This window comes from Micromonospora sp. R77, from assembly GCF_022747945.1.
Classification (GTDB): domain Bacteria; phylum Actinomycetota; class Actinomycetes; order Mycobacteriales; family Micromonosporaceae; genus Micromonospora.
The window spans coordinates 13,547-26,187 of record NZ_JALDST010000001.1 but is presented as its reverse complement, the minus strand read 5'-3'; the positions used below and the strand labels follow the sequence as shown (position 1 = coordinate 26,187).

The following is a 12,641-nucleotide window of genomic DNA, read 5'->3' as shown; positions in this document are numbered from 1 at the left end:
ATGAAGGCCACCACCTGGGTGGGCAAGGACAAGGTCAAGGTCGTCGACGTCCCGGACCCGAAGATCATGAACTCGCGGGACGCGATCGTGAAGATCAGCTCCACCGCGATCTGCGGCTCCGACCTGCACCTCTACCACGGCTACATCCCCGCGATGCGCGAGGGCGACATCCTCGGCCACGAGTTCATGGGCGAGGTGGTCGAGGTCGGCCCCGAGGTGGGCAACCTCGCCGTCGGCGACCGGGTGGTGGTGCCCTTCCCCATCGCCTGCGGCCGCTGTCGCTCCTGCCAGCAGGGACTCTTCTCGGTCTGCGAGAACTCCAACCCGAACGCCGGCTTCGCCGAGAAACTGATGGGCCACTCGCCTGCCGGCATCTTCGGCTACTCCCACCTCACCGGCGGCTACGCCGGCGGTCAGGCGGAGTACGCCCGGGTGCCCTTCGCCGACGTCGGCCCGCTGAAGGTCCCCGACGAGGTGCCCGACGACCAGGCGCTGATGCTCGCCGACATCTTCCCCACCGGTTACATGGGTGCCGAGATGTGCGACATCACGCCCGGCGACGTGGTGGCCGTCTGGGGCGCCGGACCGGTCGGGCTGCTCGCCGCCGCCAGCGCCCGGCTGCTCGGCGCGGAACGGGTCATCGTCATCGACCGGTACCCGTACCGGCTGCGGCTGGCGGCCGACCGGGCCGGGGCGGAGGTGCTGAACTACGAGGAGACCGACGTCCTCGACGCGCTCAACGAGCTGACCGCCGGCCGGGGCCCGGACGCCTGCATCGACGCGGTCGGCCTGGAGGGCCACCACGGCAACGCCGCGATGTACGCCTACGACCGGGCGAAGCAGGCGGCGCGGGTGGAGACCGAGCGGCCGTTCGCGCTGCGCGAGGCGATCCTGGCCTGCCGCAGCGGGGGAGTGGTCTCGGTGATCGGCGCGTACGGCGGGTTCGTGGACAAGTTCCCGATGGGCGCGTTCATGAACCGGTCGCTGATCATGCGGACCGGGCAGTGCCACGTCCAGCGCTACACCCGGCCGCTGCTGGAGCGCATCCGGCGGGGCGAGATCGACCCGAGCTTCGTCATCAGCCACCACCTGCCGCTCAAGGACGCCGCGAAGGGCTACCAGATCTTCCAGAAGAAGCAGGACGACTGCACGAAGGTCGTGCTGAAGGTCTGACCGCGTCGTGCCCCGGCCTGCCCGGCAGGTCATGCCCGGGCGGGCCGCTCAGGGCAGCGGCCACTCGTGGACCGGGCGGTTGCTGTGCATCAGCTCGACGTAGTGGCGGACCACCTCTCGCAGCGCCTCCGGGCGGTCCAGATGGTCCGCCGACTCCAGCCGGTGCAGCGTCTCCACCTGCCAGGTCGCGCCGTTGCGCCCGGTCAGGCAGCGCTGCTCGATGATGCCGAGCAGCCGGTCCCGCTCGCCCGGGTCGAGTCCCCACCGGTCCAGCCCCTGATGGGCCAGCGGCAGCAGCCGGCGCAGCACCAGCTCGGTCACCGGCAGGTAACCCAGCCCGGGCCAGAACACCTGGGCGTCGATGCCGTGCCGGGCGCAGGTGTGGAAGTTCTCCTCGGCGGCGCTGAACGACATCTGCGACCACAGCGGACGGTCCGACTCGGCGAGGGCCCGGACCAGGCCGAAGTAGAACGCGCCGTTGGCGACGGTGTCCACCACGGTCGGCCCGGCCGGCAGCACCCGGTTCTCCACCCGCAGGTGCGGGCGTCCCTTGAGCACGTCGTAGACCGGGCGGTTCCAGCGGTAGATGGTGCCGTTGTGCAGGCGCAGCTCGGCGAGCTTCGGCACGCCCCCCTCGGCCAGGGTGGCCGCCGGGTCCTCCGGGTCGCAGACCGGCAGCAGCGCCGGGAAGTAGCGGACGTTCTCCTCGAACAGGTCGAAGACGGTGGTGATCCAGCGTTCCCCGAACCAGACCCGGGGGCGTACCCCCTGGGCCTTGATCTCCTCGGAGCGGGTGTCGGTGGCCTGCTGGAACAGCGGTACCCGGGTCTCCCGCCACAGCTCCCGGCCGAAGAAGAGCGGCGAGTTCGCGCCGAGGGCGACCTGGATGCCGGCGACGGCCTGGGCGGCGTTCCAGTAGTCGGCGAACTGGGCCGGGCTGACCTGGAGGTGGAACTGGGTGCTGGTGCAGGCGGCCTCCGGGGTGATGGTGTCCGCGGTGGTGGCGAGGCGTTCCACCCCGCCGATGGAGATCTGCAGGTCCTCGCCGCGGGCCGCGAAGATCTGCTCGTTGAGCAGCGCGTAGCGCGGATTGGCCGACAGCGTGTCGGCGGTCAGGTGCGCCGGGCGCAGGGTCGGCAGGATGCCGATCATGACCATGTGCGCGCCGACGGTCCGGGCCTTGGTCTCGGCGGCGTTCAGGCTGGCCCGGACGTGCTCCTCGAACTGCGCGGTGCCGGTGCCGGTCAGCCGGCGCGGCGCCACGTTGATCTCGACGTTGAACTGGCCCAGCTCGGTCTGGAAGTCCGGATCGGCGATGGCGGCCAGCACGTCGGCGTTGCGCATCGCCGGCAGCGAGTCGTCGTCGACCAGGTTCAGCTCGATCTCCAGGCCGGTCATCGGCCGTTCCACGTCGAAGCGCGACTCGCGCAGCATCTCGGCGAAGACGTCCAGGCAGCGCCGGACCTTCTCGCGGTAGCGGGCCCGGTCCTCCCGGCTGAACGTCCGTGCGCCGACATCCTCGCCCATGGTCACCACCCTGTCACCGTTGGTTCCCCTAACCTTGCACGACACCGTGGGGCGGGGAAGACCCGAAGGTCCCTTTACCTACCCCGTCCGCGGCCGGGTGATCCCGGTCGCGTCCGGGTCCGGCGGCGCGGCTCGGGCCGGCCGGCTGGTTACCATGGCGGCGACCGTCGGGTGGGGGAGTGCGATGCGCGAGAAGGCGACCAGGCTGTTCGTGTGGGCGGCGATCGCCGAGGCCTGCTCCTGGGCGGCGCTGCTCGCCGGGATGGCCGTCAAGTACGGCCCGCCCGGCAACGAGATCGGCGTGCACGTCTTCGGGCCGATCCACGGCGCGCTCTTCGTGGCGTACGGGATCCTCGTGCTGGTGGTGGCGCGGTTGCGCGGCTGGTCGCCGGTGACCACCGTGGTGGCGTTGGCCTGCGCGGTGCCGCCGTTCGCGACCGTCGTCTTCGAGCGCCGGGCCCGCCGGCGTGGCCTGCTCGACGACCCGACCGACGCGCGCCGGACGCCGACCCCGGTCGGCTGACCGGCGGTCGACGCGAGCGGCTAGCGGAGCATCGACCAGGCGGCGATGCCGCACAGCAGCAGCGCGCCGAGCGTGGCCTGCAGCAGCAGCGCCGGACCCAGGTGCGACCACACCGTGGCCGTGCGCGGCGTGAGCAGCTGCCCGGTGGTGAGGTTGACGATCCGCTCGATCTTCGGCGGCAGGTCGGCGTCGGGCTGGGGGCGGAGCGTCACCTGCACGTGGTCGCCGGGGTGCAGGGCGCTCTGCGGCAGGTGCCCGTGCAGCTCCACCTCGACCAGCCGTTCCGCGCGGTCCCGCAGCCGCACCGGGGTGACCAGGAACTCCGGGCCCTTCTTCAGCTCCTTGAAGCTGCGTCGGGCGCCTCCGCCGACGTTCGTCAGCAGCGAGCGCACCAGCAGCATCAGCAGTCCCACCACGCCCGCGGCCGTCAGGACCGCCACCAGGACCGGCTGCCCCACCCGGACCTCGCGCGGGTAGCCCTCCAGCAGCCGGAGCACCCGGCCGGTGACGATCCGCTCCGTCGGGTGGACGACGCGGGGAGTGTGCAGGTCCGTTTCCATGGTCACCACCCAGAGTTCCGTTACGTGTACCGATGGTATCGGCCGATCGGGTTGAACGACGTGAATGAACACACTTCACGCGGTTGACCGGCAGGTGAACTCCGGACCGGCGCGGGTATGCGTGCGGCCGAGCCGGAAAGGGGTCGAGCATGCAGCTGTCCTTCCTGCGCCCGCTCTACGACCGTCCCGGGCCGTGGTGCTCGGTCTATCTGGACGCCTCCCGGGACACCCACGACTCGCGTCCCGCGCTGGACCTGCGCTGGCGGGCCCTCAAGGGCCAACTGCTGGAGCAGGGCGCCGACGCGGGGACCATCGACGCGGTGGAACGGGTGGTCCGCGGGCACGACCCGATGCCGGGCGACTACGGCGTGGCCGTCTTCGCCACCGGCGGGCGGGTGGTGCTCACCGAGTACCTGGCCGCCCCGCCGCTGCGTGACCTGGCCACCTGGTCCGCGCTGCCGCACACCATGCCGCTGGTCGCCCAGCGTGGTGAGCAGGTCGCCTGGGTGCGGGTGCTCGCCGACCGGACCGGCGCCGACGCCGTGGCGGTCAGCGCCGGCGGGGTGCCCCGCCGCGCCCACGTGCAGGGGCGGGAGAGCTGGCAGCTGCGCCGGGTGCAGCCGGGCGGCTGGTCCCAGTCCCGCTATCAGCGGGCCGCCATGGAGGCGTGGCACCACAACGCCGGCGACGCCGCCGCGGCCACCGCCGAGCTGGCCGACAAGGTCGGCGCCGACGTGGTGCTGGTGGCCGGCGACATCCGGGCCACCGGCATGATCGCCGCCCAGCTCCCCGAGCGGTGGCAGGACGTGCTGGTGCGTACCGACGCGGGCAAGCGGGCCGGCGGCGCCGACCCGACGGCGATGGACGACCTGACCGTGCAGACCATCGCCGAGGTGGCCGACCAGCGGGTCACCGCCGCGCTGGACCGGTTCGGCCTGCAGGAGGACGTCGGCGCGGGCCTGGACGCCGTGGTCCGGGCGCTGCAGCGCAACCAGGTCGACACCATGCTCATCGTGGACGACGCCTCCGCCGACGGGCAGCTGTGGGTCGGCCCCGACCCGACCGAGATCGCCACCGACCCGGACCAGCTCGCCGCCATGTCGGTCGCCGACCCGCAGCCGGTGCGCGCCGACGCCGCCCTGCTGCGGGCGCTGGTCGGCACCGACGCCGAGCTGACCGTGCTGGCGCCGGAGGAGGCGCCGGAGCTCACCGACGGGGTCGGTGCGGTGCTGCGCTACGTCGACGCGAGCACCCCCGGGCGGGGCAATGGCTGACCGTACGGGGGCGGACCTGGTGGTGGAGCGGCTGCGCGCCTGGCGGGTGCCGCGCGCCTTCGGCTGTCCCGCGCCGGCGATCGCCCCCGTGGTGGCGGCCCTGGACGCCTCGGGCGGGGACCCGGAGTTCATCCCCGCCCGGCACGAGGAGACCGCCGCCTTCATGGCCACCGGGCACGCCAAGTTCACCGGCGAGATCGGGGTGTGCCTGGCCACCCAGGGACCGAACGCGGTGCATCTGCTCAACGGCCTCTACGACGCCAAGCTGGACAGCAAACCGGTGGTGGCGATCATCGGGGAGGACGTCTCGGGCCCGCTGGGCGCGGCCCACGAGGAGATCGGCCTGAGCCGGCTCTTCGGCGACGTCTGCCAGTTCGTCCGCTACGCCCGGGCCCCGGAACAGGTGCCCGCGGTGCTGGACCAGGCGTTCCGTACCGCGGCGGCGACCCGGAGCCCCACCTGCGTGGTGCTGCCGCGCGAGGTGCAGCTCGCCCCGGTGCGGGAACTGCTGCCGCAGGCCGCCGGGATCCTCTCGGCGACGCCGGGGGAGCCACTGGCCCGGGTGCTGCCGCACGACGGCGACCTGGCCGCCGCCGCGTCGGTGCTGAGCACCGGCCAGCGGGTGGCGATCCTGGTGGGGCAGGGCGCGCACGGCGCGGCCGACGAGATCGTTGCGCTCGCCGACCGGCTCGGCGCCGGGGTGGCCACCTCGCTGCTGGGCAAGCCGGTGCTCGACGAGCGGCTGCCGTTCCACACCGGCGTGCTCGGCGAGGTCGGCACCACCGCCGCCGCCCAGCTGATGGGCAGCTGCGACACCCTGCTGCTGGTCGGCACCAACGACCCGTGGACCGACTACCTCCCGGTGCCGGGGCAGGCCCGGACCGTCCAGATCGACATCGACGGGCGCCGGATCGGCGCCCGCTACCCGGTGGACGTGCCGCTGGTGGGTGACGCCGTGGAGACGCTGCGTGCCCTGTTGACCCGGGTGCCCGGCCGCCGCCACCAGCAGTGGCGCGGCGTGGTGGAGGGTTCCGTCGACCGGTGGCGGGCGGAGGTGGCGGAACGGGCCGCCGTGCCGGCGGAGCCGATCAACCCGCAACTGGTGCTCCAGGAACTCGGCACCCGGCTGCCCCGTCGTGGCGCCCTCGCCGTCGACGTGGGTTCGGTCCTCTACTGGTACGCCCGGCACCTGGCGCTGCCGCCGGAGGTCACCGCCCAGTTGTGCGGCACGCTCGGCTCGATGGGCTGCGCCCTGCCGTACGCGGTGGCCGCCAAGCTGGCCCGTCCGGACCGACCGGTGGTCGCGCTGCTCGGCGACGGGGCGATGCAGCTCAACGGCCTGGCCGAGCTGATCACCGTGGCGCACCACTGGCCACAGTGGCGCGATCCCCGGCTGGTGGTGCTGGTGCTCAACAACCGGGACCAGTCCGGCCGGGGCGCCGGGCGCACCCCACCAGGGGAGTCGGCCGACCGCCGCCCCGACGTGCCGTACGCCGGGTGGGCCCGGCTGCTGGGGTTGCACGGCGTCCGGGTGGACCGGCCGGAGCTGGTCGGCCCCGCCTGGGACGAGGTCCTCGCCGCGGACCGGCCCAGCGTGCTGGAGGCGATCGTGGACCCGGCCGTGCCGCTGGACCCACCGGAGCCGGCGCTGGCCGATCTGCGCGGCCTCTTCGCCGACGGGGACGCGGCCCGCCGGGTGCGGGAGCGGACGCTCGCCAACCTGGCGGTGGGCGCCGACGGCCTCGTCTAGTCGACCCCGACCAGGGCATGTCCAGCAGATCGTCTTCGCTGGAGGTGGCATGTCCGGATCCGTCGACCGTCGCTACGGGCCCGCGCCGCTGCCGGTGGCGCGCGGCCCGCTGTCCGCCGCCCTGCTGGCGGCGGTGCGGCAGCCGCCGCACGACCTGCCGGCGGGCTCGGCGCGCACGTCGACGCGGTCGACCCGGTCACCGCCTCGGCGGTCCCGCCATGGCCGCGCTGGTCGGGATCCAGATGGACGAGTACGGCGACGGCCGGCTGGACCGGATGCACGCCGAGCTGTTCCGGGTCACCGTGCAGCGGCTGGACCTGGACACCGGCTACGCCGCCCACCTGGACCGGGTGCCGGCGGTGAACCTGGCGACCAACAACCTCATCTCGCTCTTCACCGCTCACCTGCTGGACAGCTGGGCGGCCGGCCGTTCGTCGTTGCGTACCGTCGCCGGGGCTCGGGCGGTCCGTTCCGCCGCCTGAGCCGGGCCTCGGGCCTCGCGGTCGGTGCCGGCGCGGAACCGCACCGCCTTGTGCGTGCCGTCGCAGAACGGCTTCAGCGCGGACTTGCCGCAGCGGCAGAGCGCGACCGTGCCGCGGCGGGTGTCGATGCGCTGCCCGTCCGGGGTGACCAGGGCGAAGTCGCCGCGGACCAGCAGCGGTCCGTCCTGGTAGGGGGTGATGGTGGCGGCGGCCGGGGCAGTGGGCTCGTCGTCGGGCATGCGCGCTGGAGTGCCCGTCCGGGTGCCCGCCACGCCGGGCCGCCCTGCTTCCGCCCGGCACCGCCGGACCACGGCGACTCGGTGTCCCTGCGCGGCGTGCGTCGCTACCGCCCGGTCAGCCGCCGGACCGGGGATTGGTCCGGCGCGTGGGGGGATGCCCGTTTAGACCCGATAGGGACGGGAAGCCGGGCCGCGTGGTGAGCGAACGAGGCAAGGTGGGGCCGGTGCCGAAGGTGCCGGTGGGGTTGACGGCGGCGGACGCGGGCCTGGCCGGCGATCGGGTCGTCGCCGTCGGCAGCACCGCCCGGGTGCTGGTGGCGGCGACCGCCCGGGCGCTGCGCGGCGACGACTGCGCCGACCTGGGTCGCCCCGTCCCGCCGTCCCGTTTCGTCGGTGCCCCCGAACCGCTCCGGCGGGCCGCGGCGTCCCGGGCCGCCGGTCGGCTCGCCCTCACCCCGGCCCAGACCGCCGAGGTGGACGCCGAGCGGGTGGCCGGCTGGATCGCCGGCCAGTATCCGCACCGCCGCTGGCCGGGCGTGGTGCTCGGCTCGCCGCACGGCGCGGCGGCGCACCTGGCGGTCGCCCTCGGGATGCCCTGGCTGCCGACCGGCTTCGAGACGACGGTGCACTGGAGCCGCGGCGCGGTGGACCGGCCGCAGGACGCCCTCGACCACGGTGCGGCCCTCGCCGCCCGCCTGCTGGCCGGCAACCCCGACGTGCACGTCCGGCAGGTGCACTGCCCGGCCAGCCGGGGGCCCTGGCCGGCGCGACGGTGGCCCTCGCCGTACGGTGGCGGACGCTGCCGGGGGCGTACCGGCGCTTCCTCGCCGACCGGCTCGACCCGGGTGCCCCGGTGCTGCTGCTGCGGGACGCCCGCACCTGGCCGCTGCTCGACGACGGACGGGGGCACAGCTTCCAGGTCGGCTGCCCCGCCAGCGGCCTGGACCCGGTCGACTTCCACCCGGACGCGCCCGCGCTGCGGCAGGTGCTCCGCTCGGCCGGCGGGGACGGGCGGCACTGGGTGCCGCCCCAGGTCTCCACCCCGCACGGGGATGCCGAGCACGGCGTGGAGTCCGGTTTCGACGATTCCGTCCGGGGCTGGACCGGCCGCCACGGTCACCCGCTGCACCGGGTGTGCGTGCCGCACCCGGACGCGCTCAGCGCCGTGGTCGCCGACCTGTACCGGCGCTGGCTGCGGCGGCACGGCAAGACCGGGAACCGGCTGGTGGTCGAGTGCGGGCGGCTGCTCGACCCCTGGCAGGTGCTGCGCGCCGGGCTGGTGCCGTACTGGTGCGAGAACGCGACCCGACGCCGGGTGGAGGGGGTGGAGTGGTGGCTCGCCAGCAGCGAGCCGTTCAGCTCGGTGGACGTGCTGCCCGAGCCGCCCGGGGTGCGTTCGCCGGCCCTCGCCGGGCTGCCGCAGTGGCTCGCCGTGGCCGCGTTCGGCCGTCGGCGGCGGGCCCTGGACCGGGGCTCGGCCCGCGGCTACCCGGTCTCCTCGGTGCCCACCCGCCGGGCCACGGAGGTGCTCCGCAACCAGCCGTACGACCTGCCGGTGCCGCCGCCGCTGCGCATGGTCGACGCGCTCGACGCGCTCCGCGACGGGGGCGCCCACCAGGGCCTGCTGGTCAGCTGAGCGGCACCTGCCGGGATGCGCCGGCGGCGGACCCGCGCCTCGTGCCACCAACCCCGGCGAAACATCCTCACGACCTCGCGGTCCGTGATTGAGTACCTACGGAGCGGGAACACCGCTCGCTGCGACGGCGATCGGCGCTGCGCAGCGACGTGTCGTCGCTTCCTACGTGCCCGTCACGTAACCCACTTCCGGCCCGGTGCGTGGCTCGACCACGCGCACGACCGGTTTCCCAATCCGGGCGGGGGACCTTCGGCGAGGGAGGCGCGGATGTTCGGACAGACCACCACGACCACACCACCACCACCCACCGAGCGCGGGCTGGAGGATCTCGACGCGGCGGCGCTGGCGTACGCGGCGCGGATCGCCGGGCTGCCGCCGGAGCGGCGGCAGGAGGCGCGGGACGACCTCGTCCGGTTCGCGCTGCCCTTCGCCGGCCGGCTCGCCCGCCGCTACCGCGGTCGGGGGGAGCCGCTGGAGGACCTGGAGCAGGTGGCCCGCCTCGGCCTGGTCAACGCGGTCGACCGGTACGACCCGGAGCGGGGCTCGTTCACCGCGTATGCGGCGATCACCATCGTCGGTGAGATCAAACGGCACTTCCGGGACCGCACCTGGGGCGTGCACGTGCCCCGCCGGTTGCGCGACCTGATCCTGGAGGTGGGGCAGGCCACGGCGGCGCTCACCAGTGAGCTGTCCCGCGCGCCCACCGTGGCCGAGCTGTCCGCCCGGTTGGAGACGCCGGAGGAGGAGATCCTCGCCGCGCTGGAGTCGGCCGCCGGTTACAGCCCGGCCTCGCTCAACGCGCCGGTCGGTGGGGAGAGTTCGGCCGAGTTCGGCGACCTGGTCGGTGAGTCGGACAGCGCGCTGGAATCGGTCGACGACCGGGTCACGGTCAGCGGACTGCTGCACCGGCTGCCCTGGCGGGAGCGGCGGATCCTCGCCATGCGCTTCTACGGCAACCAGACGCAGGCGGAGATCGCCGCCCGGTTCGGCATCTCCCAGATGCACGTCTCCCGGCTGCTGTCCCGGGCGCTGACCTGGCTGCGGCAGGCCATGCTCGCCGACGCGCCGCCGCCCTGGCAGAACGGGACGGCCGAGGCGGAGCCGGCGAAGACCCGGATCTCGGTGCAGCAGCACGGCGACCAGGTGGTCGTCTCCGTCGGCGGCGAGGTCGACCGGGACGGTGCGGACAAGTTGCGCCGGGCGATGCTGGAGGCGGTGACCGGGCAGCCCCGCGAGGTGGTGGTCGACCTGGTCGGCGCGGGCGCCGTCGACGCCGGCGGCATCGCCGCGCTGATGGCCGGCCGGGACGCGGCGGTCCGCACCGGGGTGCCGCTGCGACTGACCCGGGTCCAGCCGGCCGTCCGCCGGTCACTGGCCGCCGCCGGCCTGCCCGCGGCCGACTGAGCTTCCGTACGACGAGAGGGGTCGGCGCCCGATGGCGCCGGCCCCTCCGGTGTGCCCGTCAGTGTTCCGGGGTGTCCCCGTGGCCGCGCGGGTGCCGCCACCGCTCGGTCTCCTGCGGTGGCTGGCCCGGCGTGCCCGGTTCGGCCTCCTCGGACACGTCCGTCTCCTCGAAGCTCGGCCGGCGGATCTGCTCCGGCTCGGGCACCACCACCGGCCGCGCCCCGGACTGCGGGGCGGGCTGGTACTCGACGGCCGCGCGGGCGCCGTGCGCCCCCTCGGCGGCCGGCGACTCGGGGCGGTGCCGTTCGTGGCGCAGTTCCTCGGCGAAGTGCTGTGGCGGCTTGGTGGTCCGCTGCGGCAGGTCCCGGCCGAGGTCGGCGACGAGCGTGCCGTACTTGGCGTCGAAGGCGGGCCGTTCGGAGCGGATCCGCGGCATCCGGTCGAAGTTGCGCAGCGGGGGCGGGCAGGTGGTGGCCCATTCCAGCGAGTTGCCGAAGCCCCAGGGGTCGTCGACGGTGACCATCGCGCCGTACCGCCAGGACTTCCAGATGTTCCAGATCAGGAAGAGGGTGGACGCCCCGAGCACGAACGACCCGATCGTGGAGATCATGTTCAGCGTGGTGAAGCCGTCACTGGGCAGGTAGTCGGCATAGCGGCGGGGCATGCCCTCGTTGCCGAGCCAGTGCTGCACCAGGAAGGTGGCGTGGAAGCCGATGAACATGGTCCAGAAGTGGGCCTTGCCGAGGCGCTCGTCGAGCAGCCGGCCGGTCATCTTCGGGAACCAGAAGTAGAGCCCGCCGAAGGCGGCGAAGACGATGGTGCCGAAGAGGACGTAGTGGAAGTGGGCCACCACGAAGTAGGTGTCGGTGACGTGGAAGTCCACCGGCGGGCTGGCCAGCAGCACCCCGGTGAGGCCGCCGAGCAGGAAGGTAACCAGGAAACCGACGGCGAAGAGCATCGGCGTCTCGAAGGTCAGCTGCCCCTTCCACATGGTGCCGATCCAGTTGAAGAACTTCACCCCGGTGGGGACCGCGATGAGATAGCTCAGGATGCTGAAGAACGGCAGCAGCACCTGGCCGGTGGCGAACATGTGGTGCGCCCAGACGCTCATCGACAGCACGGTGATGGCGATGGTGGCGAGCACCAGACCGGTGTAGCCGAAGATCGGCTTGCGGGAGAAGACCGGGATGATCTCGGTGATGATGCCGAAGAACGGCAGCGCGATGATGTAGACCTCGGGATGCCCGAAGAACCAGAACAGGTGCTGCCACAGCATCGGTCCGCCGGTGGTCGGGTCGAACACGTGGGAGTGCAGGATCCGGTCCGCGGCGAGTGCGAAGAGCGCGGCGGCCAGCAGCGGGAAGACCAGGATCACCAGCACGCTGGTCAGCAGCAGGTTCCAGGTGAAGATCGGCATCCGGAACATGGTCATGCCGGGGGCCCGCAGGGTGAGCACCGTGGTGATCAGGTTGACCGCGCCGAGGATGGTGCCCAGGCCGGAGACCGCCAGCCCGACCACCCACATGTTGGCCCCCACCCCGGGGCTGTGCTGCGCGGTGCTCAGCGGGGTGTACGCCGTCCAGCCGAAGTCGGCGGAGCCCTGCGGGGTGAAGAAGCCGCCCACGGCGATCAGCGCGCCGAAGAAGTACAGCCAGTACGCGAAGGCGTTGAGCCGGGGGAACGCCACGTCCGGGGCGCCGATCTGCAACGGGACGAGATAGTTGCCGAACCCGAACACCATCGGTGTCGCGAAGAGCAGCAGCATGATCGTGCCGTGCATGGTGAACATCTGGTTGTACTGCTCGGGGGAGAGGAACTGCATGCCCGGCTGGGCCAGCTCGGCGCGGATCAGCATGGCCATGAAGCCGCCGACGAGGAAGTACGCGAACGAGGTGCCCAGGTAGAGCAGCCCGATCAGCTTCGCGTCGGTGGTGGCGAGCAGCTTGATCAGCGAGCTGCCCTTGACCGCTCCGCGCACCGGTCCCGGGTAACCGCCGAACCGGGCCGGTGCCAGGATGGCGGGCCCCCGGTCTCGGGCCGGTTCCGTGACTACCCGCTTGGGCATGGCTTCTC

The 12,641-nt window shown here is 73.5% G+C and carries 10 protein-coding genes and 1 pseudogene; 7 read left to right on the top strand and 4 right to left on the bottom strand.

Annotated features, from left to right (window positions below):
* On the top strand, nt 1–1,173 hold the full coding sequence (locus MRQ36_RS00125; RefSeq protein ID WP_242791249.1) for a zinc-dependent alcohol dehydrogenase: 1,173 nt from the start codon (nt 1–3) through the stop codon (nt 1,171–1,173).
* Between the two features lie 48 nt (nt 1,174–1,221).
* On the opposite strand, the gene MRQ36_RS00120 is transcribed toward MRQ36_RS00125, so the two are convergent.
* Complete coding sequence (locus MRQ36_RS00120; protein WP_242791247.1) at nt 1,222–2,700, bottom strand: glutamate--cysteine ligase; 1,479 nt, start codon at nt 2,698–2,700, stop codon at nt 1,222–1,224.
* A gap of 184 nt (nt 2,701–2,884) precedes the next feature.
* Here MRQ36_RS00120 and MRQ36_RS00115 point away from each other — a divergent pair, with 184 nt between their 5' ends.
* Nucleotides 2,885–3,223 carry a DUF3817 domain-containing protein gene (locus tag MRQ36_RS00115; RefSeq protein WP_242791245.1) on the top strand — a complete coding sequence of 113 codons (339 nt, stop codon included), beginning with the start codon at nt 2,885–2,887 and terminating at the stop codon, nt 3,221–3,223.
* Between the two features lie 20 nt (nt 3,224–3,243).
* Here the strand turns inward: MRQ36_RS00115 and MRQ36_RS00110 are convergent, their stop codons facing one another.
* Nucleotides 3,244–3,792 carry a hypothetical protein gene (locus MRQ36_RS00110; RefSeq protein ID WP_242791243.1) on the bottom strand — a complete coding sequence of 183 codons (549 nt, stop codon included), beginning with the start codon at nt 3,790–3,792 and terminating at the stop codon, nt 3,244–3,246.
* Between the two features lie 140 nt (nt 3,793–3,932).
* On the opposite strand from MRQ36_RS00110, the gene MRQ36_RS00105 reads away from it, so the two are divergent.
* The 3 genes from MRQ36_RS00105 (at nt 3,933) to MRQ36_RS00095 (ending at nt 7,289) form a co-directional block, all read left to right on the top strand.
* Nucleotides 3,933–5,057, top strand: a complete 1,125-nt coding sequence (locus tag MRQ36_RS00105; RefSeq protein WP_242791241.1) for a Vms1/Ankzf1 family peptidyl-tRNA hydrolase — start codon at nt 3,933–3,935, stop codon at nt 5,055–5,057.
* Entirely contained in the window at nt 5,050–6,807 is a 1,758-nt protein-coding gene (locus MRQ36_RS00100) for a thiamine pyrophosphate-binding protein (protein ID WP_242791239.1), read from the top strand. The genes MRQ36_RS00105 and MRQ36_RS00100 overlap by 8 nt, the downstream gene beginning before the upstream one ends.
* A 218-nt stretch (nt 6,808–7,025) precedes the next feature.
* Nucleotides 7,026–7,289, top strand: a complete 264-nt coding sequence (locus MRQ36_RS00095; protein ID WP_242791237.1) for an iron-containing redox enzyme family protein — start codon at nt 7,026–7,028, stop codon at nt 7,287–7,289.
* On the opposite strand, the gene MRQ36_RS00090 is transcribed toward MRQ36_RS00095, so the two are convergent.
* Entirely contained in the window at nt 7,208–7,528 is a 321-nt protein-coding gene (locus tag MRQ36_RS00090; protein ID WP_242791235.1) for a CDGSH iron-sulfur domain-containing protein, read from the bottom strand. The two genes, MRQ36_RS00095 and MRQ36_RS00090, sit on opposite strands and share 82 nt — an antisense overlap.
* A gap of 245 nt (nt 7,529–7,773) precedes the next feature.
* Between MRQ36_RS00090 and MRQ36_RS00085 the strand changes: the two are divergent.
* Together MRQ36_RS00085 and MRQ36_RS00080 are read left to right on the top strand one after the other, a co-directional pair.
* Nucleotides 7,774–9,164 (top strand): annotated as a pseudogene (locus tag MRQ36_RS00085) (hypothetical protein).
* A 267-nt stretch (nt 9,165–9,431) separates the two neighbouring features.
* Nucleotides 9,432–10,568: a SigB/SigF/SigG family RNA polymerase sigma factor gene (locus tag MRQ36_RS00080; protein ID WP_242791233.1), complete on the top strand. Its 1,137-nt coding sequence runs from the start codon at nt 9,432–9,434 to the stop codon at nt 10,566–10,568.
* Nucleotides 10,569–10,626: 58 nt separating this feature from the next.
* On the opposite strand, the gene ctaD is transcribed toward MRQ36_RS00080, so the two are convergent.
* The gene (gene ctaD / locus MRQ36_RS00075; protein WP_242791231.1) at nt 10,627–12,633 is read right to left on the bottom strand and encodes a cytochrome c oxidase subunit I; all 2,007 of its coding nucleotides are present in this window, start codon (nt 12,631–12,633) and stop codon (nt 10,627–10,629) included.
* Nucleotides 12,634–12,641 lie beyond the last annotated feature (8 nt).

Bases quoted from the DNA above. Each gene is read 5' to 3' on its own strand.
- MRQ36_RS00105 (WP_242791241.1), top strand. From the start codon at position 3,933: ATGCAGCTGTCCTTCCTGCGCCCGCTCTACGACCGTCCCGGGCCGTGG.
- MRQ36_RS00115 (WP_242791245.1), top strand. From the start codon at position 2,885: ATGCGCGAGAAGGCGACCAGGCTGTTCGTGTGGGCGGCGATCGCCGAG.
- MRQ36_RS00100 (WP_242791239.1), top strand. From the start codon at position 5,050: ATGGCTGACCGTACGGGGGCGGACCTGGTGGTGGAGCGGCTGCGCGCC.
- MRQ36_RS00080 (WP_242791233.1), top strand. From the start codon at position 9,432: ATGTTCGGACAGACCACCACGACCACACCACCACCACCCACCGAGCGC.
- ctaD (WP_242791231.1), bottom strand. From the start codon at position 12,633: ATGCCCAAGCGGGTAGTCACGGAACCGGCCCGAGACCGGGGGCCCGCC.
- MRQ36_RS00125 (WP_242791249.1), top strand. From the start codon at position 1: ATGAAGGCCACCACCTGGGTGGGCAAGGACAAGGTCAAGGTCGTCGAC.
- MRQ36_RS00120 (WP_242791247.1), bottom strand. From the start codon at position 2,700: ATGGGCGAGGATGTCGGCGCACGGACGTTCAGCCGGGAGGACCGGGCC.
- MRQ36_RS00095 (WP_242791237.1), top strand. From the start codon at position 7,026: ATGGCCGCGCTGGTCGGGATCCAGATGGACGAGTACGGCGACGGCCGG.
- MRQ36_RS00090 (WP_242791235.1), bottom strand. From the start codon at position 7,528: ATGCCCGACGACGAGCCCACTGCCCCGGCCGCCGCCACCATCACCCCC.